22 protein-coding genes are annotated in these 24,081 nt (G+C 36.0%); 3 read left to right on the top strand and 19 right to left on the bottom strand.

Annotation, left to right across the window (positions count from 1 at the left end; genetic code table 11):
- Positions 1-22 precede the first annotated feature (22 nt).
- The 6 genes from AB3U99_RS08135 to AB3U99_RS08110 all read right to left on the bottom strand — a co-directional run bounded on the left by AB3U99_RS08135 (position 23) and on the right by AB3U99_RS08110 (position 5,650).
- Positions 23-841, bottom strand: coding sequence for a carbohydrate ABC transporter permease (locus tag AB3U99_RS08135; RefSeq protein ID WP_031539590.1), 819 nt, complete (start codon positions 839-841; stop codon positions 23-25).
- Positions 838-1,776: a carbohydrate ABC transporter permease gene (locus tag AB3U99_RS08130; protein ID WP_400246783.1), complete on the bottom strand. Its 939-nt coding sequence runs from the start codon at positions 1,774-1,776 to the stop codon at positions 838-840. The genes AB3U99_RS08135 and AB3U99_RS08130 overlap by 4 nt, the downstream gene beginning before the upstream one ends.
- Positions 1,773-2,885, bottom strand: a complete 1,113-nt coding sequence (locus AB3U99_RS08125; RefSeq protein WP_400246782.1) for an ABC transporter ATP-binding protein — start codon at positions 2,883-2,885, stop codon at positions 1,773-1,775. The genes AB3U99_RS08130 and AB3U99_RS08125 overlap by 4 nt, the downstream gene beginning before the upstream one ends.
- Positions 2,886-3,101: 216 nt before the next feature.
- On the bottom strand, positions 3,102-3,569 hold the full coding sequence (locus AB3U99_RS08120) for a pyridoxamine 5'-phosphate oxidase family protein (RefSeq protein ID WP_400246781.1): 468 nt from the start codon (positions 3,567-3,569) through the stop codon (positions 3,102-3,104).
- 74 nt (positions 3,570-3,643) lie between these two features.
- Positions 3,644-4,321 carry a DUF554 domain-containing protein gene (locus AB3U99_RS08115; RefSeq protein WP_400246780.1) on the bottom strand — a complete coding sequence of 226 codons (678 nt, stop codon included), beginning with the start codon at positions 4,319-4,321 and terminating at the stop codon, positions 3,644-3,646.
- 93 nt (positions 4,322-4,414) lie between these two features.
- The gene (locus tag AB3U99_RS08110) at positions 4,415-5,650 is read right to left on the bottom strand and encodes an APC family permease (RefSeq protein WP_400246779.1); all 1,236 of its coding nucleotides are present in this window, start codon (positions 5,648-5,650) and stop codon (positions 4,415-4,417) included.
- Positions 5,651-5,778: 128 nt separating this feature from the next.
- Here AB3U99_RS08110 and AB3U99_RS08105 point away from each other — a divergent pair, with 128 nt between their 5' ends.
- Positions 5,779-6,669, top strand: coding sequence for a LysR family transcriptional regulator (locus AB3U99_RS08105; RefSeq protein ID WP_400246778.1), 891 nt, complete (start codon positions 5,779-5,781; stop codon positions 6,667-6,669).
- Between the two features lie 62 nt (positions 6,670-6,731).
- Here AB3U99_RS08105 and AB3U99_RS08100 read toward each other — a convergent pair whose 3' ends face one another.
- The 5 genes from AB3U99_RS08100 to AB3U99_RS08080 form a co-directional block, all read right to left on the bottom strand.
- Positions 6,732-7,247 carry a DoxX family protein gene (locus tag AB3U99_RS08100; protein WP_400246777.1) on the bottom strand — a complete coding sequence of 172 codons (516 nt, stop codon included), beginning with the start codon at positions 7,245-7,247 and terminating at the stop codon, positions 6,732-6,734.
- A 299-nt stretch (positions 7,248-7,546) separates the two neighbouring features.
- Positions 7,547-9,118, bottom strand: a complete 1,572-nt coding sequence (locus AB3U99_RS08095) for a glycoside hydrolase family 43 protein (RefSeq protein ID WP_400246776.1) — start codon at positions 9,116-9,118, stop codon at positions 7,547-7,549.
- A 125-nt stretch (positions 9,119-9,243) separates the two neighbouring features.
- Positions 9,244-10,638: an MFS transporter gene (locus AB3U99_RS08090; protein ID WP_400246775.1), complete on the bottom strand. Its 1,395-nt coding sequence runs from the start codon at positions 10,636-10,638 to the stop codon at positions 9,244-9,246.
- A 106-nt stretch (positions 10,639-10,744) separates the two neighbouring features.
- On the bottom strand, positions 10,745-12,733 hold the full coding sequence (locus AB3U99_RS08085; RefSeq protein ID WP_400246774.1) for a YjhG/YagF family D-xylonate dehydratase: 1,989 nt from the start codon (positions 12,731-12,733) through the stop codon (positions 10,745-10,747).
- A 72-nt stretch (positions 12,734-12,805) separates the two neighbouring features.
- Complete coding sequence (locus AB3U99_RS08080; RefSeq protein WP_400246773.1) at positions 12,806-13,714, bottom strand: dihydrodipicolinate synthase family protein; 909 nt, start codon at positions 13,712-13,714, stop codon at positions 12,806-12,808.
- A gap of 245 nt (positions 13,715-13,959) precedes the next feature.
- On the opposite strand from AB3U99_RS08080, the gene AB3U99_RS08075 reads away from it, so the two are divergent.
- Positions 13,960-14,727: an IclR family transcriptional regulator gene (locus AB3U99_RS08075; RefSeq protein WP_400246772.1), complete on the top strand. Its 768-nt coding sequence runs from the start codon at positions 13,960-13,962 to the stop codon at positions 14,725-14,727.
- Between the two features lie 32 nt (positions 14,728-14,759).
- Here AB3U99_RS08075 and AB3U99_RS08070 read toward each other — a convergent pair whose 3' ends face one another.
- From AB3U99_RS08070 to AB3U99_RS08055, 4 genes are read right to left on the bottom strand one after another with little or no spacing between them, the layout of a single operon-like run.
- The gene (locus AB3U99_RS08070) at positions 14,760-15,533 is read right to left on the bottom strand and encodes a PHP-associated domain-containing protein (RefSeq protein ID WP_400246771.1); all 774 of its coding nucleotides are present in this window, start codon (positions 15,531-15,533) and stop codon (positions 14,760-14,762) included.
- Complete coding sequence (locus AB3U99_RS08065; RefSeq protein WP_400246770.1) at positions 15,534-16,367, bottom strand: energy-coupling factor transporter transmembrane component T family protein; 834 nt, start codon at positions 16,365-16,367, stop codon at positions 15,534-15,536. It lies immediately after the preceding gene.
- Positions 16,354-18,066, bottom strand: a complete 1,713-nt coding sequence (locus tag AB3U99_RS08060; RefSeq protein ID WP_400246769.1) for an ABC transporter ATP-binding protein — start codon at positions 18,064-18,066, stop codon at positions 16,354-16,356. The genes AB3U99_RS08065 and AB3U99_RS08060 overlap by 14 nt, the downstream gene beginning before the upstream one ends.
- The gene (locus AB3U99_RS08055) at positions 18,063-18,941 is read right to left on the bottom strand and encodes a cell division protein FtsQ (RefSeq protein WP_400246768.1); all 879 of its coding nucleotides are present in this window, start codon (positions 18,939-18,941) and stop codon (positions 18,063-18,065) included. Before AB3U99_RS08055 ends, AB3U99_RS08060 begins: the two co-directional genes overlap by 4 nt.
- Positions 18,942-19,129: 188 nt before the next feature.
- On the opposite strand from AB3U99_RS08055, the gene AB3U99_RS08050 reads away from it, so the two are divergent.
- Positions 19,130-19,957 (top strand): MurR/RpiR family transcriptional regulator, encoded by an 828-nt coding sequence (locus tag AB3U99_RS08050; RefSeq protein ID WP_400246767.1) that lies wholly within the window; start codon positions 19,130-19,132, stop codon positions 19,955-19,957.
- 60 nt (positions 19,958-20,017) lie between these two features.
- Here the strand turns inward: AB3U99_RS08050 and AB3U99_RS08045 are convergent, their stop codons facing one another.
- From AB3U99_RS08045 to AB3U99_RS08030, 4 genes are all read right to left on the bottom strand, one after another.
- Positions 20,018-20,557, bottom strand: a complete 540-nt coding sequence (locus tag AB3U99_RS08045) for a hypothetical protein (RefSeq protein ID WP_400246766.1) — start codon at positions 20,555-20,557, stop codon at positions 20,018-20,020.
- A gap of 188 nt (positions 20,558-20,745) precedes the next feature.
- Positions 20,746-21,279 (bottom strand): cell wall hydrolase, encoded by a 534-nt coding sequence (locus tag AB3U99_RS08040; RefSeq protein WP_400246765.1) that lies wholly within the window; start codon positions 21,277-21,279, stop codon positions 20,746-20,748.
- A 331-nt stretch (positions 21,280-21,610) separates the two neighbouring features.
- Positions 21,611-22,978 (bottom strand): 23S rRNA (uracil(1939)-C(5))-methyltransferase RlmD, encoded by a 1,368-nt coding sequence (gene rlmD / locus AB3U99_RS08035; RefSeq protein ID WP_400247999.1) that lies wholly within the window; start codon positions 22,976-22,978, stop codon positions 21,611-21,613.
- Between the two features lie 347 nt (positions 22,979-23,325).
- The gene (locus tag AB3U99_RS08030; RefSeq protein WP_400246764.1) at positions 23,326-24,075 is read right to left on the bottom strand and encodes a nucleoside 2-deoxyribosyltransferase; all 750 of its coding nucleotides are present in this window, start codon (positions 24,073-24,075) and stop codon (positions 23,326-23,328) included.
- Positions 24,076-24,081 lie beyond the last annotated feature (6 nt).

Below are 24,081 nucleotides of genomic sequence, written 5' to 3'. Positions count from 1 at the left end.
ATTTATCTATTAGTAATATTTATTACTTTAAGGCTCCTTCGGTTAATCCTTTTTGGAGTTTTTTCTGTCCCAAAAATAATAGAATTAACGTTGGCAAAACAACAATAATTGCTCCTGCCATGATGACGCCCCATTCATTTAACTGTTCCTGTGACTGAAGCTGTCTAAGACCTATTTGCACAGTACGCACACTATCATTTGTTGTCGCAAGTAACGGCCATAAATACATATTCCATGACGTTACAAACCCGTACACTCCAAGGGTAATCAAACTTGTTTTTGCCATTGGTAAAACAACCGTTAAATAAAATTTAAAGTCTCCGATTCCTGCTATTTCACTTGCCTCCTTTAACTCTTTCGGAATCTGCTTGAAATTCTGGCGCAAGAGAAAGGTTCCAAAGGCTGTTGCGAAAAAAGGAATTGTCAAGCCATTATAATGATCAAGCCAGTTAAGATTTCTTATCGTTTGAAAGTTTGGAATGATAGATGCTTCAAAGGGCACCATCATGGTAGCAATAAAGATAAAGAAAATAAAATCTCTTCCTTTAAATTCCAAAAACACAAATGCATATGCTGCTAAACTAGCAAGTATTAATTGCCCCACCATAATGACGATGGATACGATGAAGCTGTTTAATAAATATTGCATTAATGGAAATCGCTCAAATACTTTTAAATAGTTGTCTAATGTTAATCCTGTTGGAATTAATTTTCCAGTCATAATATCCTGTGAGGACATAAAGCTCATCAGAAACGCAATAATCGCTGGCGAAAAAATAAGCAGTGCTGAAATAATTAATAATAAATAAAAGATAATTTTTCTATGAATTGGCAATGTCACTGATAATGAACCTTCCTTTCTCCAAGTTTAAATTGAATGATAGTCAGAACAAGAATAATCACAAAAAGAATAATCGCTTGTGCGCTCGCTGTTCCGTATTGGTAGTTCATAAACGCCTCCTGGTAAATGGAATAAACGATTAAATTAGTCTCATTCTGCGGCCCACCTCTCGTTAACATATCTACTTGGCCAAATGTTTGAAAGGCATTAATCAATGTTACGGTTAATACAAAAAATAAGGTTGGAGACAGCATCGGAATCGTAATTCGTCTTAGCTTGTAAAAGTAGCCTGCCCCATCAATATCAGCACTTTCATATAGGTAGGAATCTATCGATTGCAAACCTCCTAATAAAATCAAGAAGGTAAATCCTACATTCATCCAAATCGTGGATACAGAGACGGAAAACAGCGCCCAATTTGGATCTGTCAGCCAGCCAATAGGCTCAAATCCAAATGCTTTTACGATGCGATTAAGCCACCCTATCGTAGGATGAAATAAGAACATCCAAAACACGGAAGCAGCCGCAACAGATATCCCCATCGAAGAGGAAAAGACTGTTCGAAAAACACCGATTCCACGCAGCTTCTCATTTGCAAGAATTGCCAGAAATAAACTAACGATAATGCTTCCTGGAACGGTATATAAGGCAAATAGTAAAGTTGATTTTAAGCTTTGCAAGAAGATTGGCGATTTAAAAATTTCAAGATAATTTTCCAGACCTACAAATACCGTTGGGTCTCCTCGATTATCTGTCAAGAAAAAGCTCAAATAGATCGTTTTCCCCAATGGGTAAAATAAGAAGACACTAAATAATAGAATAGAAGGTAATAGAAATAGCATCCCTTTCAGCAAATGCTGTAACCGCTGCTTCTTTTTTTCCTTTAGAAAGTCGACGGAATGCTGTACTTCATGTTGATATGCGATTTCACTCATAGTCCAACAACCTCTTGTTCTTTCATAGCAACTGCTGGGCGAATTAATGCTCCTGATTCAGAATCAAAAAAACAAATATTCTTGGAAGACAACTGGACAGGTACACTATCTCCTACTTGAATTCGCCATTGGCCTAACCATTTCGCTGTCCACAACTCTTTTCCTACTTCAAAGGTTAACAGCGTTTCATTTCCGAGCTGTTCTACATTCACTACTTCTAATGTATGGCTTGTCTGTTCAGCCGTTCCTGGGAAAATATGCTCTGCTCTAATTCCCATCGTAAGATTTGGATGAGATAATAATGGGAGAATATCCTCTTTGTCCATCGTAATTTGCAGACCATTCTCAAGAACCAATTTATGATCAATTAGTTTTGCTGTACTTAAATTAATTTTCGGTGAGCCAATAAAGGAAGCAACAAATAAATTGGCAGGCTGATTATATAAAGTAATCGGTTCTCCTACTTGCTGAATTTTCCCATCATTTAATACCATGATTCGATCTCCCATTGTCATTGCCTCTACTTGATCATGAGTAACATAAATCATCGTTAAACCAAGCTTTTTTTGCAGGCGGCGAATTTCAATTCTCATATGGGCACGTAGCTTTGCATCTAAATTTGAAAGTGGCTCATCCATTAAACAAATAGGAGCTTCACTTACAACAGACCTTGCTAGTGCTACACGTTGTCTTTGACCACCTGACAATTCCTTCGGCTTTCGTTTTAATAACTCGGTTAATCCCATCATCTCAGCCGTTTCTTGTAATCTTCTTTGTTGCTCCTTCTTGTCTACTTTTTTGGCACGTAAGCCGAAGAGAATATTTTGCTCCACCGTTAAGTGTGGGTATAATGCATAATTTTGAAAAACCATCGATAAATTACGATCCTTTGGCGGCAGGTGATTTACAACTTGATTATTCATCTTCAATACTCCACCTGAAATTTCTTCTAGACCAGCAATCATCCGCAATAATGTACTTTTTCCAGATCCAGACGGTCCTACAAGGACAAAAAACTCCCCTTCTTCTATCGAAAGACTAATCTGATCAATGACCGATTTCTGCTTATCGTATGATTTAGAAATGTCCTTCATTTCTACTGCTACCACTAACTAATCCCTCCCCATTTGAATTACATTCCTATTTAAACATACAAATCCATGTGAAAAATCAAATTTACCAATCATTAACAAACTCATAATAACGGTTTGACAAACTTCAATTTCCCTTTACACACTTTACATTTTTTAAATATTCTAAAATCATCAATAAATAAAAAAGCACGAAAAAAGCTCAGAGCATACTCTCAGCTTTTTTCGTGCCTTCTATAATTCCAATGTTTCATTTATATCTGTGCCTTCTCCTTCTTGTCCGGTAATCCGTTTATAAAAAAAGACGATATTCTTCGTAAAACTTCCAGTATCCCAATACTCTGCGGATTCAGCTTTTACTTTAATTAATACAATACTAGGATCATCATATGAAGTCTGCAGGATTTTTTCATAGGCTTTACTCCATAACTCTTTTTTCTTTGCAAGATCATCAACGAGTTCAGCTCTTCCCCTGATAGAAACATAGGATTTTCCTGCATAGGCGACATTAACTTCATTTTCATGCAAAATCTCTTCGTACTTTTCCGTATCCTTCTTTGTCAGAAACCATAAGTCTCCATCAAATTCTACTTCTTGCGTTTTCATTGGACGGGATACAAGACCTTCTTCAGAGATAGTAGTAAGCATTGCAGTATCCACATCTTTTATTAGGTCTCTTAACGTTTCAAGTTCTTCTTGCATTATTATCACCTCTGATTGTTTTACAGATATATTCCCCTTAAACGGAACTTTTAATCAAAGGCAATTATAATAATCTATACTAGTTTTAGTATAATGAACCAAATAGCTGGAACTATTAGCGCTGGCAAGAGATTTAATGTCTTAAAATTTTTGATGCCTAATATACTTAGCCCTGAACTTAAAATTAGAATTCCACCAATAATCGATATTTCAGCTAATAAATCTGGTGTTAGAAAGCTTGCAAGTAGTCCTGCTGTCACATAAAAAAACCCTTGCCACAAAAATAAAACGAGAGCGGAAGCCGCAATTCCAAAACCAAAGGTAGACGCCAATACAATAGAAGTAACCCCATCCAAAATGCCATTTGTAAAAAGATATGTATGATTTCCCCTCAAAGCACTTTCAATAGGACCTAATATGGACAAGGTTCCTGCACAAAATAGTAGAATTGCCGTCGATAATCCTTCTGCTAAATTCCCCTTTGAAAATTTCGACACAATACGTTTAAAGGCGTTTTCAATGTCTAGCTTTTCCCCAATTAGGCCTCCAATTGCAAGGCTCACAATAAATAGAACAGGATACTTACTGTCTGGCATATATTGAACAATGGAATGAATCCCAAGAGCAATTGCAGCAAGCCCCATCGCCTGCATCAGAATATCTTGATACTCCGCTTTAATTCCTTTTTTTAAAAAACTTCCAACCGTACTGCCTGCAAGAATCATGAAGCAGTTAAATAATGTTCCAATCAATTTCTCTTCTCCTCGACTTTAAAATAGATAGAATTATATATAAAGTCATTTTATCCTATCCCGCTGCATTTTTGTAATTATTTTAATTAACATCTAGCTTTTCATTTTTATTATTTCTTTGCGCCGTCTGCTTAATAGCAAGGTTAAAACCAAAATAAGGAATAAAGCAATAATAGAAGACCGCAAAAGTAAAATACCAAATAACACACTAAGCACGATTGCCATTCCTTTTATCCATGGAGCAGCTAATAATTTGATTGCTGCAAATAAGCCAATTAGTGCATTAGCGATGAAAAAAGCATTCGCAAGTCCAACTAATTGCTCTACTGTCACGATTTTTATAAATAGCAACACAACAAAGAAAAGATGTATCAATACAAGAAGTGTAATTGCTTTATATGGAGCACCATTGGAAAGCTTTTTCGTTAAAAAATGAAAAGGTGGAACTGTTTTTGATAAGTCTGCTATCAATCGAGCTACTCCTCCAACAACCATTAAATGGGTTGTTATACAAAGTCCTGTTGCCACGATTGCGAGTAAACCGATAGCAAATTGACCAAATAGAGGGTACATGACACCAGCTAAGCGAATTGTAAATGAACTGTTATATGTCGTCCATTGTACAGCTGCAGAGAGCACTAAATTAACAAGCAAAATGACTGCTGCACTAAAAAAGATGGCTTTTCTAATCGTCGACTTCGGATTTTTCACTTCACTGGAATAATTCCCGATAATTTCCCAGCCTACAATCGTCCAAAAAAGAAGCAAAAGACTATATCCAAAGGAATCGAAGTGAAATTCTGGAAAATCCCAAGTTCCAGTAGGCTGATTAAGCAAAGCAAATATACTTCCACTGACTAGAATCAAAACTGCAAAGGTTGAAATAAGAAAGGATAGTTTCCCAAGAAAATTCAAACGGAGCAGTAAAATAGAACCATTCAGAACTAATAGGATAATCGCAATCCATTCCACTTTTATCTGATCAGGAAATAGCCAAATCTGAAGATATTCAGCTGCAGTCATCATGACTGCGACTGGCCCCATAAGTGCTGCAATCATGAGAAAGATGGAGGCAAGATTTTTTATCTTTGCCCCAAATGCCCTTTCCATTGCATTCCCAAGACCAGCTTCTCCTGGAAATTGAATCATTAATTCTCCACAAACATAAGCAAAGCAAATCCCAATTATAGACATGACTAACCATGCAATAACCGCATAGTTTCCTAGATTTACATAAATAATGGTTGGTAATAAAATAATTCCTGATCCTAATAGCGGACCAATGATTAATCCACTTAAGGTCAAAGAACCAATTTTTCCGTGCTCCATTCTTTCTCCCACTCCCTAAAAAAAATTTATCTACTTCTTATTCCCTATTGTATTTCTGTTTTGTAATTCAGTAAAATAGATACGTAAGATAGATGGTATCGGTTTTATCGATAATAGGAGAGGATACAATGGAAATTCGCCACTTACAAACGTTTAAAGCTATAATAGAAGCAGGTGGTTTTGCAAAGGCAGCCAATCATCTTGGTTATGCTCAATCCACGATTACATCTCATATACAAACATTAGAAATGGACTTAGAGGGCCCGCTCTTTGATCGACTTGGGAAAACAATTGCTTTAACAGAGCTAGGTAAATCCTTTCTTCCCTATGCAAATGAAATGCTTCGTTTACATAAAAGTGCAAAAGAACTTCACCAGTCTTCTGTTACTAAAAAAGGAAAAATCACTATTGGAGCCTCAGAATCATTAACAGTTTACCGACTTCCAACGATAATTCAGGCTTACAAAGAAAAGTTTCCAGATGTCCATTTATCGGTTCGTATGGGTACATGTGAGGAGATTCAACATTTAGTTGAAATAGGAGATTTAGATATTGCATTACTTCTTAATTTAGAATTTAAAAAGCATCCATCGTTAGAAACGATTAAAATGTTAGATGAACATATGAGCATCATTTCTTCACCAGGAAATATGCAGCCTAATTCTATTCTTTATTCAGAAAGCAATTGTCCCTATCGGATGATTTTTGATAAATTTATGGATGAGGAAAATATTATTCCCTCTTCTATTCATGAATTTTGGAGTATTGAGGCAATCAAGCAATGTGTTCAATGTGGTTTAGGATTAGCACTTGTTCCTGAAATTACAATTCAAAATGAACTAAAGGATGGCCGTTTATCTGCACAACGGATAGATAAGAAACATGGTCAAGTTGCTTCCTTTCTTTTTTATCATAAAAGCAGATGGGTTTCTCCAATTGTTCATTATTTTATAGAAGAAGCTTCCGCCTATTTTAAAAAAGAGGAAGTACAAAGGAAACAGCAGGAAGTATCAAGTTGAAACATATATGTAAAAAGAAGCCAGTTACTAAAACCGTAACTGGCTTCTTTTTTCACTACAGGTTATGCAATTGCTGTTTCTTTTTTATGTTTATTATTTCTTCTATTAGTAAATTGATTTTTGATATATGGCATTGCATAACGGTCAAGACCGAATTTACCTGCATTTGCACCTGCTACGATTACGAATATTGCTAATAGAATCATTTGTCCATTTGTGCTTACTGTTCCACTAAATAAGAAGGCGAAGTTCATTACCATCCCCATTAATGTTGCGAAGCTTGTGAATATACCAAGGATTAATGCAATCCCTACTAGTACTTCTCCCCATTGAACTAAGAAACTGAATAAATCTGCATTTGGAAGTGCTACATGCTCAAGAAATGTTGCCCACCAGCCTTGTACTGCGGGATGATCGCCCGTGCTACTTGCAATTGCTCCTTGTAGGAAGCCACTTGCGTCAAAGCCGCCACTTGTTATTTTTTCATAACCTGCATGAATAAATTGATAACCAAGATAAATTCTAAACACCGCTAAAATTCCTGCCACCACTTTATTATTTCTTAATAAGTCTAACATTTTACTCCATCTCCTTAAGATTAGTTATTAGTTTGTTTATTCGGTTAGTTTGTTCACTGTTTCACATTAATTTTTACAAGATCTTGTTTGTTTCTTACTACACTTCTATAATATCACTATTTCTAACGTAAGAAAGGTATTTGTGATGTAATTCACATTTTGTACATAAAGTTATGTCTGATTCGTGAACTAACTACATGGATATCACTTTCTATGGGGAATCAAGATTCATCATTCCTTTTTCCTAACACGTAAAGAAGGGCACTGTAAATTTCACAGTACCCTTTCCCGATATTCTTTTACAATTCATCATACTTAAAGTATGGAAAATAGCTCGGTTTCTTTTGCCCACTTAAATCTTGTGAACATACCCCGACAAAGGTTCCTGTGAAGCGGATATAATCTGCATCATCGTCCGATAAATGACTAATATCGATTTTACTGCCGATTTCCTTCCATTCACCGTCTCCTTCTGCATAAGCAAACTGAAGCCATTGATGATCGACTTTTGCCTTTAACTTAACCTCCCCATTAGATTTTAACGAGATATCTTGATCGAGTAGTTCATCATAAACGCCATGTTTGGATTCAATAATTCCGATACACTTTCCTAACGTTTCATGTGTCGTAATTCGGAGGTACACATAATCGTCTGTATCATAATAAAAAATTAATCCCGCCATTTGCTGAAAGTTTTCTGGTGTATAATCAACAGCTGTTTCCACTTCCGCTGTGAAAGTCTCTAATCTGCGCGCAAGCATGCTTTGATGATGAAGAGAACTCATTGATTCCCCACCTTTTAAAGTTAAATATCCTGGTCGTTCCGTTAAGGAAATCCATTCTTCACTAAATATTCTTCTTAAAGAGTTCCAGAATTTTTTTAAGGAATGGCCTTGGAAATCATCATGGTTGCTCTCTTGTTCAAAAGGATGTGGTTGTATATCAGGTGCCTCCACAATGGTTGATGGATTTGGTCCTCCTTCGACACGTAGCCAATCATCTTCTGTCCAATAGCATTTTTGGATGGCCGTTTCTCTCCCTAATATACATTTTTTATCGACTACTGGTCTTCCACATAGATGTGCCATATACCACTCACCATTTTGCGTTTCCACCAAGCTTCCATGACCTGCCTTTTGCAGTTGGTCTTTTTCGTTTTCATTTGATGTCAAGATTGGATTGGTTGGATCTATTTCATATGGACCGAATAAAGAGGTTGATCTAGCTACTGTTACCGCATGGGTATACCAAGTTCCTCCTTCTGCTGTCACTAAATAATAATAGCCATTTCGCTTATATATATGAGGCGCCTCTGTTAAACCAATCTCTGAGCCTTTAAAGATATTTTGAATCGGTCCAACTAATCTTTTTTCTTCAACTGAATATTCTTGGAGCGCAATTCCCGCAAACGAATTTGTTCCTTTACGAAAATCCCAAATCATATTAACTAACCATTTTCTACCATCCTCATCATGAAACAAGGAAGGATCAAAACCACTGCTATTAAGGTAAACCGGCTCTGACCATGGTCCTTCCATATTTTCAGCCGTCACTAAATAGTTATGTGTATCCTTAAATGCTCCCACTCTACTTTTCACATCTGTATAGATTAAATAAAACAAACCATCTGAATAACTCAAACACGGTGCCCAAACCCCACCTGAATTGACATTCCCAATCATATTTAATTGGGATTCCCTTGTTAATGGATATGTTAGCAATCGCCAATTAACCATGTCTTTTGAATGATAAATCTGTACGCCTGGAAACCATTCAAAAGTAGAGACAGCAAGATAATAGTCATCTTCTACTCTCAATATAGAAGGATCAGGATGGTAACCTGGCAAGACCGGATTGATTATTTTACTCATTTCATAACCCCTTTTCTTATAGATTCATAAATTCTTCAGATAATCAGGAAAGGAATCTACAAAACTAGTACATTCCTTTCCCAATTAGATGTGCCTTTAAAAAAAACATAGACAGCGTGTCAAAATTAGTTCGCGCTTCTAGCTTTTAAATCACTAATAATGCGAGGGTATATTTTATCTAAGCGATAGAATAGCATTAGAATAATTAATAGAACAGTAATGGCCATTGGAATGTAAATAAATAGGGATTGAATGGAAAGCAATGCTGCACTTGATTGCGTACCTCCACCACCAACATATCCACCAAAAGCTAATACCCATCCAATAACAGCGGTACCTAATCCACTACCGATTTTGATACCCATACTTCCTCCACTATATACCATACCTTCATTTCGAATTCCTGTTTTCCATTCCCCATACTCAATCGTATCACCTAGCATCGCAAACATGCTTCCATTAATTGGTGCTTTTCCAATTCCTCTAATAATAGTACCGGTGACAATTAAAGCTATATTGGTAATATCAATTAACATGATGAGATAACCAATTAACGTAATCGCTTCCCCAACAATAATGGCATTTCTTTTACCAAATCTTTTCGTAATTGGTGCTACAATGACCATTCCCAAAAGAATAAAAACAGTATAAGCTGTTGTAACAAGTCCAACTAGAAGGGTGTTATCTAAAATATACTGTGCAAAATAAATTACTGCACCAGAGTTTAAAGCATTGAAGATATAGGTCATAAAGATGAATATTGTCACTAATGCCCAATACTTATTTTTACCTAGTGTTCTTATGCTATCTTTTAGTTTTACAGGATTTTGTTGTTGTTCTTTGCTTGCAGGCTTTACTCTTTCTGTTGTTGATCTGAAACAAAAATAGAAAAGACTGCTTCCAATTGATCCGAAAATAAGGAATGTTATAATCCAACCAAATTGGCCTCCACCAAAGGCATTTGCAAGTGGAAGGGTTAAATTACTAACAATAAGCGATCCGATTAAAGCAAGACTCATGCGGAATACATTTAAAACAGATCTCTGATATTGATCTTGCGTGATTAAGGAATTTAACGTTCCATACGGTACATTTAAGCCTGTATACACAAGACAAACTAAATTATAGGTAATCGTAATATAAACAACTTGCCAGACAGTGCTAACATTAGGAACGGTGAACAATAATACAGCTGAGATTGCAAATGGAATAGCTAGCCATAATAGCCAAGGCCTTGCCTTACCATGCTTCGATTTCGTCTTATCAATGACATAGCCCATCAATACATCTGTGACACCATCAAAAACGCGAGAGAATAACATGATGGATCCGATAATTCCTGCTGCAATGCCAATGACATCTGTAAAATAATATACGATAAAAATGCTCATTGCTTGCCAGATAAAATTACTAGCTAAGTCACCAGAACCATAACCTATTCTTTCTAATAAACTTATCTTTTCTCCTGCTGGTGCTGCTTGTGTCGGCGTAACCTCTTCCCTTTGTAAATTCGTCGACATCTTAATTCCTCCAATCGTTTAATTTTGTTCACGCTTACAACGAATCAAAAATAAAACTAACATGTTAACAAAAGACACCATTAATCCTTTCGCTTTCTTACCTATTTTATCTGGAGAAAGAACCTTCTTCTTTCGCTAACGCCTTCTTCCCTGCTTCCAATACTTCAATAATTCGGTCGACATCGTACACACTTCCTCGCCAAGTACCGCCACTAACTGCTTGAAGTGCTGCCCAAAGCCTTGTATCATCTGGCAAATCCGGGTCTGGTTTAAGATCTGGATGAACTTCTCGTGTTTCTAAAACATGAGTTGCTTCTTCTTTTGATAATCGCTGATCTCCTGTGCCAATAAAATCAACAGATCCTACCAAGTTTTCACAATCAACAATAATTTCGATTAAGTCTCCATCACGAAGTTTTCCGATTGGTCCATCGCTCAATGCTTCTGGCCCAATATGACCGATGCAGGCTCCAGTCGAAACACCTGAAAAACGAGCGTCAGTAATTAGGGACACATATTTGCCAAAAGGTAAATATTTCAACGCAGAAGTTAATTGATAGGTTTCCTCCATCCCTGTTCCAGATGGTCCTCCCCCCATTACAACCATTACATCTCCTGCTTTTATTCCACCAGTTTTTATCGCGGTAATAGCAGATTTCTCAGATGTAAATACCTTTGCTACTCCTGTATGTCGATAGATTCCATCTTCTCCTACTACTGATCGATCGATAGAAGTTGATTTGATAACAGATCCTTCAGGAGCAATATTCCCTTTTGGAAAGGTAATTGTGGAAGTAAGCCCTCTTGCTTTTGCTGTGTCTGGATCCATAATTACTTGGTCTGGATTGACTCCATCTGCTTCTAATAAGCGTTTTCTTAATTGCGCTCTTCGTTCAGATTTTTCCCACCAATCTAAGTTTTCTCCTAAAGTGTGTCCAGTAACGGTAAGGACATCTTCGTGTAAAAGCCCTAATTTTCGCAAATGAAGCATTACTTCTGGTACACCCCCAGCAAGAAAAACACGTACTGTCGGATGATGATCTGGTCCATTAGGCAAAACACTTACTAAGCGTGGAGTTTTGCGATTAATTCTTGCCCAATCATCCACTGTAGGTATTTTACATTTAGCAGCATGTGCAAGGGCTGGGATATGTAATAAAAGATTGGTTGAACCACCAAAAGCAGCATGAAGCACCATTGCATTTTCGATTGCTTTATCTGTAATAATATCCTTTGTCGTAATATGATTCTTCTCCATTTCTAAAACAGCTCTTGCTGATTGCCTTGCCATTTCCGCCCAAATCTTTTGTCCAGAAGGAGCAAGCGCCGAATGAGTGATTGCAATTCCTAATGCTTCTGCAATAACTTGAGAAGTTGCAGCCGTACCAAGAAATTGACAGCCTCCTCCTGGTGTAGCACATGCCACACAGCCAAGTTCTGCAGCTTCTTTCAAGGTAAGTTCTTTATTGGCAAATCGTGCGCCAATTGTTTGGATTTTCCCTGCATCTTCCCCAAGTGTTGGAGGCAATGTAACGCCACCTGGCACAATAATGGTCGGTAAATCATGCATAGAACTAAGCGCAATCATCATTGCAGGAAGTCCCTTATCGCAGGTTGCAACGCCTATTACTGCTTCCCTTGTTGGCAATGAACGGATTAAACGACGATAAACAATCGCAGCATCATTTCGATAAGGAAAAGAATCAAACATCCCTAGTGTTCCTTGAGAACGACCATCACAAGGATCACTAACAAATCCAGCAAAGGGAACACCTTTATGCTCCCGAATTTCTTCTGCTGCCTCTGCCATTAAGATATCAACTTCCCAATGTCCCGTATGATACCCTAATGCGATTGGCTCACCATTATGGTCTCGTATACCCCCTTTTGTGCCTAGAATAAGGACTTCTGTTCCTAACAGATCTTTTGGTTTCCATCCCATTCCTACATTTTGACTAAGTCCGAATAAATCCCCACTTGGCGAATCCTCCAGCATTTGTGCAGTAAGTGGCAGTGTTCCAGTTGGCCCCTTCGCATTGGTTCTTACTTCATAAAGGGACTCATTCTCGTTTTCAAAAATAAATGGTAATGTCATAACGTTATCCCTCCACCTTATGTTTGTTTAGTAAACGAATAATCCTTTGAAAAAGAAACACTTAATCTACTATTATAACAGTTTTGCCTGCTGCAAAATTTCTTTCACTTGCTGTTTCTTCTCTGCGCTTAGTGTTTTCGTAGGAGGTAAAACCTCTGTTGTAATATTAATACCACATAATTTAGATGCTTCCTTCACTACATTTACAAATGGGCTATCAATTTTATATAGTTGTGGCAAAATCGATAATTGCTTTTGGAGAGAAACTGCTTTTTCTAAATCTCCCGCTAAAAAGGCATTGTATATGCCAACCGATAATTGTGGAGCAAAATTTGCACTAGCTGATATTGCTCCGTCTCCCTCCAGCAGTAATGTATTAAATAGATGATCATCAAACCCGCAAAATACAGAAAAATTGGGATTAACTGTTTTTACCTTATCAATCATTTCGCGAATATGTCCGATGGAATCAATCGTTTCTTTAATGCCAACTATATTTTGATGGGTTAAAACAAGCTCTTTCACAAAATCAGGTGTTAAATCCTGTCCTGTAAGCGTCGGAAAATTATAGAGCAGAACTGGTAGATTTACAGATTTCGCAATGTCACTGAAGTATTGATATAAATTCTCTTTGGTCAAATTCCAGTAATATGGATTAATAGCAACAATGCCATCTGCACCTATTTGTTCCGCATGTTGACTGAGCAGAATTGCCTCCCTTGTATTCGTACTGCCAATTCCAATTAACACTGGAACTCTTTTTCTGACGTACTTAACAGCAAACTCAGCTATTGCCTTTCTTTCCTCCACAAACATTTGCGAAAATTCTCCACCGGTACCTAAAAAGAATAAACCGTTTACTTTTTCCTCAATTAGTTTGTCAATTAATAACACCATTTCTTCTTCTTTCAGATTTCCTTCTTTATCAACAATGCTTGAAACTGGCGGAATAATTCCCTTAAAGTGATTTAGTTCGGTCATATTTCCCTCTCTGCTCCTTTTTGTTTTATATTATAAAACTCAATGCTATTATTTAGTCTATTTGAGTTGATTATAACATACACCCCTCAAAAGTAAACACTTACATATAATTAATTTCGAATTTTTAATTAGTTTAAAATAGACATTGCTATTTTTATATGGCTATATTAATGTAAAAGTACGTCATAATGTTTGTTATAATAGTAATGAGTTAAATATTATAAAACGAATACGGAGAAGATACTATGCCAATCATTCAATCTGTGGAACGCGCCCTTCAAATACTAGACTTATTTAACGATCACACGATAGAATTAAAAATCACAGAAATTAGTGAACAAATGAAACTTCATAAAAGTACTGTACATTCCTTATTAAAGACCCTTCAACAATCTCGCTATATTGATCAAAATCCAGAAAACGGAAAATACCGTTTAGGCTTAAAGCTCGTTGAAAGAGGAAATTTAGTTATCAATACTTTAAATATCAGGCAAATTGCTAATAAATATCTCGTTGAGTTAGCACTTAAAACTGGTCAAACATGCCATCTCGGCATTCTAGATGGGAATGCAGGTGTATACATTGACAAGGAAGAAGGAGCTAATTCTGTTATTCGTTACTCTCGGATAGGACGAAGAATTCCCCTTCATTGTACAGCTATTGGAAAATTACTGTTATCCTATCAACATCAAGAAATAATTAATTCACTCCTTGATGACTATCAGTTTACGCAAGCTACAAACCGGACTATTACAAAGAAAGAAGATTTTCTTATTGAATTAGAGAAGGTGCGTCATAACGAGTATGCTGTAGATGACCAAGAAAATGAACTAGGTGTCCGCTGTATCGCTGTACCAATTATTAATCAGCATGGACAAATACTTGCAGCACTTAGCATCTCTACATTAGTTTCTAGAGTGAGTGATGATATCCTTGATGACTATATACAGCTATTAAAAAAGACTGGAAAAGAGTTGTCAGAAGAAATGCGATATGGGGTTGCGATGAAATAAGAGACAGGCATTTTTGCCTGTCTCTCATTCTTTCATCCAAATAACTGTTTCTCTTTTTCTAACGCTTTTTTCATCCACTTCTTCGTTAACGTAGCTGCCTTTACTTTTAAATCTAGATTTTCAGAAAGATGGATTTTATATTGCGCAGAAGCAATGGATGCCTTCAATTGTGCTACCGAATCACATTCATTTTCAAGTTCATTATATATGCTTCCATATTGTAAAAAATGATGTGTATCACTTCCGCCCACAACTGGAAGTCCTAATTTTTCTGCAAAACGCTCTAGCTTTTCTCGATATCCTTTTTGACCTTGAGCATGCAGATCTTTTCCATTTAAATCAAGGGCATCTAAACGATTAAGCTGATCTTTCTTCAAATGATAAAGAGGTGTACTTTCGCGGAATGCATGTGCCCCAACCTTTAGAACATCATAATGCTCTGCTATATCCATTAGCTTATCAAAGGCAAGAAAATTATCCTCCCTCTTGTTATTTTCTAGTAAGCTTCGAATGGATAATATATCCTTCCGACCACCAATAAGCAAAATATGACCAATCTCTTTCACATCTACTTCTAATCCTGGAAATAGCTTCAACTCGTCTATCATATAATAGTCATTCTCATATGGATAATGCTTATCCAGGAAATCATAAATATCTGTATATCTAAGTGTATTGAAATGCTCTGTCATCGCAATTCCTGTTAATCCAGCTTTTCTTGCCTCTTTCATCATTTCTTGAAAATATTCTGGCATAAAATCGGTTTTTTTGGAAATTTTCACATGACTATGTAAATCGATTTTCATTTATAACCCCTCCTTGAAAAATAAAAAGACGAAAGTATATAAAAGCAATATATAAAGCACAGACACCATTAAAAACAAATAATCTCTATATTGAAAACGAAGATGTACAAGCTTGATTTTCTTTATCTCTGGCCGACTAAATGCATAAAAGCTTCCTTTTGTTTCTAATGCTTCTACTGTTGTACGTGCTCTTTTTGCTGTACTTAGTAGTAATGGATAAAAGGAAAGTACTGCTATCTTTGAAAAATAAATAATAGATCGCCAATAAAGAACTCCATGCTTATCCGGTGCCTTTCCCCGCAAACGAAAGGATAGAAATACATGGTGATATTCTTCTAAAAGACTAGGGAGCATACGATAGCCATAGGCAATACTAAAGGATACTTGTCCGGGAACCCCAATTTTCAATAGTCCATTGCTTAATTTTTCAGGATCCATGGAGCAAAATACTGTAATACTAGCTAAAGAAATAATGGATAGTTTTAATGTCAGTGTTAATAGAGGAACAATGACTTGTAAATCCCCACCAAAAAACCAAGAGGCAATTAGTAAATATCCTCCTTGGCCAAGTAAACCGAGACAAAGAATGATAATTACTAAAGGTGTAACCTTGGACATAAAGGTCGTAATAGCCATAAATACAAACAGCCCTATTAATATACTCTGATTATGGATAAACCACGGAGCAATTCCGAAATACAAATACCACATAAATAGCGTCCGAGGATCAAGCTTTGCGAGAAACGTTTCATTATTTCCATAGGCAGTATGAAGCAGCTCAATCTTCACTTGTTCTACAGACAGTTTTTCCGTTAATTTTCTAGTATACTCCATTTAACAAGCGCTCCTTTGTATCGATTGATTGCACAAAGTCCGCGACAGTATAAGCTAATTTTTTCTGCTTCATTCTCCTGCTTAATTCCAGAATTTGCGGAAGCTTAAGACCTGCTTTTTCCAGTAGGGCATGGTTACTAAATACTGATTCACGATCGCCATCATGGATAATCTCTCCTTCATGGAGAACGATAATTCGATTAGCCCATTCTGCGACAAGCTGCATATCATGTGTAGCAATAAGGACTGCTTCCACTTGCTCCTGTAAGGAATCAATTAGCTCTGTAATATGCTTGCGTGTCGCCATATCAAGATTTGAAGTTGGTTCGTCTAACAAGATAATAGATGGATTCATCGCTACCCCAATCGCAAGGGATGCTCTTCTTTGCTGACCACCACTCATTAATCGACTGTCCTTGTTCTGCAACTCTGTCAATTCAAATTGCTTCAATACTCTATCGACCTGTTCCTCATATCCTGAAACCTTACGCGCTTTTAAAAAGAACTCTACATCTCTTCGCACACAGTCTTCAATAAACATCTCTTCTGGATTTTGATAAATATATGTTACGACATCTGCCAGCTTTTCTGGCGAACAATGGCGAGTATTTTGACCATGAACATGTATTTCTCCCGTCTCTGGTTTCACAAGTCCTGTTAATAAGCGCATAAGCGTAGATTTTCCAGCTCCATTGTTTCCGACAAATGCAATTAAATCATTTTTATAAATATCAATGTTTATGCCTTTCACTACTTGTTTTTTGGAGCGATTAACAAGTTTATGTGAAAAGCTTGCATCCCTTATTTCTATCAATCGTTCACGCTTCGGAAATTTATTGTCAATTTCTATATCATTCTTTCTCTCTCTTTGTGAAACGGTCTGAAAAAACACTTCTGCTTCTTCCACTGTTACTGGCAATACATCTTTTGAATATCCCAATTGATAGGCAGCTAATGTTACTTGGGGCGGATAAATTTGCCGTTGTAACAGCTCATTTACATCTGTTAAAGCTTCTTTTGTTTCCTTTGTCCAAACAAGTTTCCCCTCATCCATTAGAACTACTTTGTTGCAATAGCCCGCAATAAATTCGGTATGATGCTCAATAACTATGATTGTTTTCCCATATTCTTGATTTAATTTTTTTAAAATATCATAGATTTGTGTAGCATGCTCTGGATCTAGCTGCGCAATAGGTTCATCAATTATAAGAATATCCGGGTCCAACGCCAATGCACTAGCTAGGGCTAACTGATGTTTCTGGCCTCCGCTTAATTGCCAAATAAATTCATCATCATGATTCTTCAGACCAACTAAATCGAGGGCCTTTTTTCCCCTTTCAAGATAATCTGTATACCCGAAGTTAAGAGGGGCAAAGCTCGCGTCCTCCAATACCCGTGGACTAACAAGCTGATTTTCAAAATCTTGATAAACATAACCAACATAGGAAGAAAAATCAGTTACTTTATGCTCTGTCGTAACGAGCCCATTAACAGTAACTTTTCCAGAATAATCTCCTACATAATAATGAGGAATAAGGCCATTTATTAATTTACAGAGAGTGGATTTGCCACTCCCATTACTACCAATAATTGCAAGAAAATCACCTTCATGAACCGCTAAAGAAACATTATTTAATACTGGCTCCTCTATACCTGGATATTGAAAGGAAACTTTCTCTATTTCAATTTGAACAGTCATAACTGAATCCTTTCTTCATTACCTGCATTATTTTTCTTTTTCATTATCTGCATGATACCTAAAGTAATACCCGCTATGAATGCCGCAGCAGCAATGCTTACCCAAATAAACCAATCACCATATGTCTCTAGAAAATCTGCTTCCCACTCGACATTAAATCCAGCTTCTGATAAATATTCAAAGAAAAAGGCGAAACAAGCTAGCGCAATACCAACAAGAATCAATTTAGGTGTTACAATACTGCCCATAGAGTACTTCATTTTATTATTTCTCGGCTTCATGCCTAATAAAGGCTCAATTTTCCCATATAAACGTGGCACTAAATATAAGGTTGGCAATAAAGCAAAGAGGATTCCTGAAAATAATACGTCATTTAAGAAAGCAAAGCCTTCCACAATCACAACACTTTCCGCTAAACCAGGAACGGTCTCCAGTTCTTCTACACCTATCCAAACCTTTCCAATATCAACTATTGAACTTAATGCTTGATGAATGATGACACCAGTAATTGCAGCGATCCCAACCTGCCTTTTATTCTTTGGATTATTCACAAGGGATCCAGCAATAAACATCGCTAGGGAAAAAGTAATAAATTTTTCTAATTCCCCAAAACCACCAAATTGGCCTAGCATTATCTCACCAAAAATGACTTCTCCTAAAGCAGCTCCAATTGCAGCATATAGAGGATGAAATAGCATACATAAAGTCAATGGAATAAATGCAAAATACTCAACGGAAAATTCGACAGGACCAAGGTGAATAGCAGGAATAAGTTCTGTAATCATGTTGGAGAGTCCATATAAGGACATAGATAAAATGAAAACCATCATCTTTTGAGACTGTGTTAATACATACCTATCTTTTAATTGATTCATATTACTTGCCTCCTTTATTTGAATACCTTCATCATAATGCACAGAATTTAATGAAATATGGTAGACAAGTAAAAGCAACGTAAATTTATTATCGTTTTTTAACATTATGTAAAAAAATTATCAGGAAGAATTTGCGTTTTAAAAAATATGCTATATTTAGATCAATAAAGACGGGAGGTTAGGTGCTAATGTTTAACTGGAATACAAAATCAATGTCGCCAAGTCAATACAAAATTGCAGACTATATTCAAAAAAACACTCATCAAGTTCTATTATCAACAGAACAGGAAATAGCAGATGCAGTAAATGTTAGCATTGCATCTGTTTCTAGATTCTGGCGTATAATCGGCTTTAAAAATTTAAAAGAATTTAAAGGAGAAATTGCTTCCCAACTCAAGCCTTCCCCTGCCAAGAAAATAGCAAAACTAATAAATACGGTGGATAAACATGCATTCCCTTACTATACACTTAATTCTTCTATCCACCATCTCTATAAAACAATTGAACAGTTTCAAGAAGATACTTTTAAAAATGCTGTTCACTCGATTATTTCAGCAAGAAAAGTCTATCTATATTGTCCTGGTCCTTCATTAGGGCTTGGAGAATTACTGAAGTATCGAATGGCTAGATATGGGTTAAACTTTTCTATCCTTCATAAAGGAGGGAGTGAATTATTGGAGGACTTTATCCATTTTTCCAAAGAGGATGTAATCATTTTATTTGGCTTTATCCGTTTGCTTCCAGAAGCACAGGCGCTTATGGATTACCATAAGCAAATCGGCTATAAAACCATTATCATTACAGACCAACTTATATCAGAATTTACAACACAAGCTGATATTGCTTTATTTGCGAGTAGAGGAGATATTCGTGAGTTCCATTCGATGATTGGTCCAACCTATTTAATCGAGAATCTTGTCCTTGCAGTTGGAGCGGAGAATGAAGCAGCTAATGTACAACGACTTGAGAAAATTAGTGAATTGAGAACTCAATATGATCATTTGCTGCCAAGGTAGGAATACCCCAAATTAAATAGAATGGGCATTATAAAGCAACGTAATTTACCGCCGTTGCTTTTACTTTCCTTTATGTTTTGGAAAGGAGCCCCATAAATCATTTATGCGGATTAGCATTCTTTCGATTTTATGCTCATCATTTAAATCGGCTTGCCCCGTTATTTTTTTTACTTCTGGTAAGTCCTTCCCCTCTTTCCGATACTGTAATTGGATGGAAAAATTATAAATATTCTCTTTAGAATGTGTTCTTTCATACTCTATATTTTCAACCTTAAGTGTATATTTATTTTTATACGATTCTGTCATTAATACTGTTCCATATCTTGAAATGAAATCAATGTATGCTGTTTCATTTGCAAAATAATCTTTATATACATTTTCTTCGTATTTAGCTAAAGCTGTGGTTCTTTCTTTTCCATCCTTACTTTCTAGTATTTCTTTCAATTTATCATTTGGACCTGTTAAGGCATTATGTAAAACAGATTCTACTGTCTGTATATATTCATCTGTATTTTTATCTACTTTTTCTGTACAGCCAATTAATAATAAGAGAAACGGAAATAAAGTGATACTGATGGCTTTGTAATTAATTCTTTTCATTTTAACCCCTCCACGCTATTAACGTATACGAATAGGCAAGTTATTAAGTTTCAAATATTTTCCTTTCTCCTATTATTTTAGAAGGTTTTAAAATGAAAAAGAGGAGCATTCGTATTTGAATTACTCCTCTCATTACATTGATTTTTATATTTTCGCAAAACGAAATATTAGCTTCTTATTACTTATAATTATATAGAAAACGCGTGATTGCCTATTCGTTTAACTACTGTTCTTGAGAAAATCCAATCACTTGTTGCTGTATCTGGATTATAAAAATAGAGAAGCTCTTTATTCTCTTTTCCATTTTTCAACGCTTCTTCTACTGCTTTACGTGACTCTTTATCTGCTTTTTTTTGAATAGAACCGTTCTGTACTGGTTGAAAGGCATTCTTTTCATGAATTACACTTTCTACTGAATCAGGAAACTGCTTATTTTCTACACGATTTAATACGACATCAGCTACTGCCACTTTACCGGCAAACGGCTCACCCTTCGCTTCTGCATGAACAAGACGGGCCAGTAAATTCTTTTCATTGTTCGTTAGATTTGCTGATTCATCAGAAGCTTGTACATTTTCCTTCTTATCAACAGCAAATTTTCTTGTTGATACATTTTTTGTTTCTTCTGTATTAGTTGTTGCTGCTTTAGCAACGGATGGAACATATATATAAGAACCAATAACTAAAGTGATTGTAATTGCTATAAATAATAACTGTTTCATTTTTGTATACCTCCTGTTTTAACAGGCCCATATACAAGGCTAACAGGTTTGCAAGCAAAACTCATTACATAATTGTTGGAAGAACTGTAAGATTTCCCGGGATAATTGGGAGAAATAACTATATATTTACAATTAGATATTTCTCTATATGTTCATTTTCTCTTATTTCGCGGATAAAATTGTATAAATAGAAGAAGTTAAATTATAAGTACAACTCATAAAAATAGATAATTTTCGTAAAGGTTGCTACTGCTCGCAACCTGAATAATTAATTTCTCCTGTAAAAAAGAAAAACTGATATCAGTCAAACACTGATATCAGCCTCACTCTCTTAATTATTTCGAACTAATAATGCACAACATTCTACATGAACCGTATGTGGGAATAAGTCCACAGGCTGCACTACTTTTAATGTATAGCCAAATGGCTCAAGTTGCTTGATGTCTGTTGCAAATGTATCTGGATTACAAGATACATAAACGATACGTTCTGGCTGAGAGCGTCCGATACGTCTCATTACTTTTCCACCTGCTCCAGAACGTGGTGGATCTAGCAATAGTAATTCTGGTCTGCCAAAAGTTTCTAAAACCTGTGCTAATCCAGTTCTTGCATCTTGTGCTAAGAATGTAGCATTATCAATGCCATTATCACCAGCATTACGTTTAGCTGATTCAATCGAGCTTTCGACAATTTCAATTCCTACAAGCTTGCCAACTCTGCTTGCAAAAGGAAGGGAGAATGTACCTACACCACAGAAAAGGTCAATCATATTCTCTGATTTTTTCGGTTCTGCCATTGCTACAGCTAAATCAACTAATTTTTGTGCTTGTGTTGGATTTGTTTGGAAGAATGTGTCAAACCAAACGCGGAAACGATAGCCATCCATTTCGTCATAAATGAAATCTCTGCCTGCTAATGTATGGCTTTTCTCTGATTGTGTGCGATCTGCCCAATCCGTATTTTCTAACCACATAAGGCTTTTTACTTGTGGGAACTTTTCTGTAATACGAGCAACTAAAGTGTCTACTGCATTTTTCAAAGATCCCTCTGGAGCTTCTGTCGCAAATAAAGCCAACATCATTTCCCCTGTAGCAAAAGACTGTCTCACCATTAAATGACGAAGAAGCCCTTCATGTGTATCTTTGTTATAGCCCTTTAAATCATGTTCTTTCACCCAATTTGCTACTTCAATCGCTGCTTCGACCATTTCTTTTCCTGCGATTAGACAAGTCTCTAAAGAGATGATTTTTCTAAAATTGCCTTGCTCATGTAAACCAAGCGAACCGTCTGTAGCAAAGGTAAATTCCATTTTATTACGGTATCTCCAAGGCTCGTCCATTCCGATTGTATCGTTTACTAAGCTAGGGTCAAATCCTTGCTCTTCAATTACACGTTTCACATGATTTGTTTTTTGTTGTAATTGGCCGTTATATTCCCAATGCTGCCATACACAACCGCCACATTTTTCAAAATGAGGGCACTCTGGTCCGATTCTTTCCGCATGGGCATCTAGAATTTCTTCCGGCATTGCCTTTCGATGTCTTCTTTGCGGCTGATCAACAGTAACCCTTACCTTTTCACCAGGTAATGTTTGCGGAATCGTTAGCTTTAATTTCTTCTTGTTTCCTAATTCATTTTCGCGCCAAACAACAGCCTGTCCAGCCCCTTTTTCATCCACATTCTTAATATCTACAATCATTGTTTCTTTTTCAATTGTCGTCAAACGTTTTTTCCTCCTTACACCATTTCACTAATCAAATTTATTTTAAAATGATTTATTTTTCATTGTTCGTCTAGCTATTATATTTTTAACATACTTCCCTAGTATAAAGGACAATCATACATATGAAAATAATTTTTATTTTGTAGATATTAGTAATTTTTTCGTTTGCACTTTATCCTATCTTTTTTAATAAAAAAGATAGTGGGAATTTACAAATACAGAAAAAAACCTTCAAATATGGTTGTGTCCCATTTTCGAAGGTTTTTTGGTTAAAATATACTTGCATTTACAATCTACGTATAAAATTTCTAAATCAATCTCTATTAAATGGCAGTATCTTCTGCCATTTTCTCCAAACAATCTTCTAAGGTACCAACAACAATAGTCATTGGTATAGATAACATTAAATTAAGCGGTAAATTAAAATCTTCAATAAACATACCCTCTTTATACAATCCCGTTTTTTTATCTACATCGGCACTCAATCTTTCTTTCATCGACTGGCCATTATCTATATATCCATAAAGTTTTTTTCCTAATCCATAACCTAAGCCACACTCAAAAACTGTTCCTGAATCAGGTTCATTTCCTCGAAATGGATTTAAGTTCGCCACAATTACATCACACTCTCGAATCAATCCTTCATTTGAATAAAAAATCATAGTCGCCTGTTCTTCCCTTTGTAAATTATCGATTGGTTCATTATCACTCGGATATAAACCTCGATATCCGTACTTTTCACAAAGATTAATCATTCGAGTACGAATAGTTAAAGATTCTGGATGGAATACATGAAAACCAGCTAAATATATTTTTAATATTGATTGATCAAGATCCTCTTTCCATTTTAAAGCTGTAGGAGAAATAGTATTATTTAGAATCGATTTTTGTGCATCTTCTTTATTCTCAAAAATAAAATCTTGCATGAAAGAATGATGAATATCCTCCTCATAGGCTACGAACTGTTTAACTTGGGAACTTTCCTTAAAGTATTCTATCCCCTTATTAGTAACTCTTTTTTTGCACTTACTAATTCCTCCATTGACAACAATAAAATATTCTTTCGCCTCCATATAGTC

It is taken from the genome of Niallia tiangongensis (assembly GCF_044704065.1).
Lineage (GTDB): Bacteria > Bacillota > Bacilli > Bacillales > Cytobacillaceae > Niallia > Niallia tiangongensis.
This window is presented reverse-complemented; position numbering and strand designations above follow the sequence as displayed.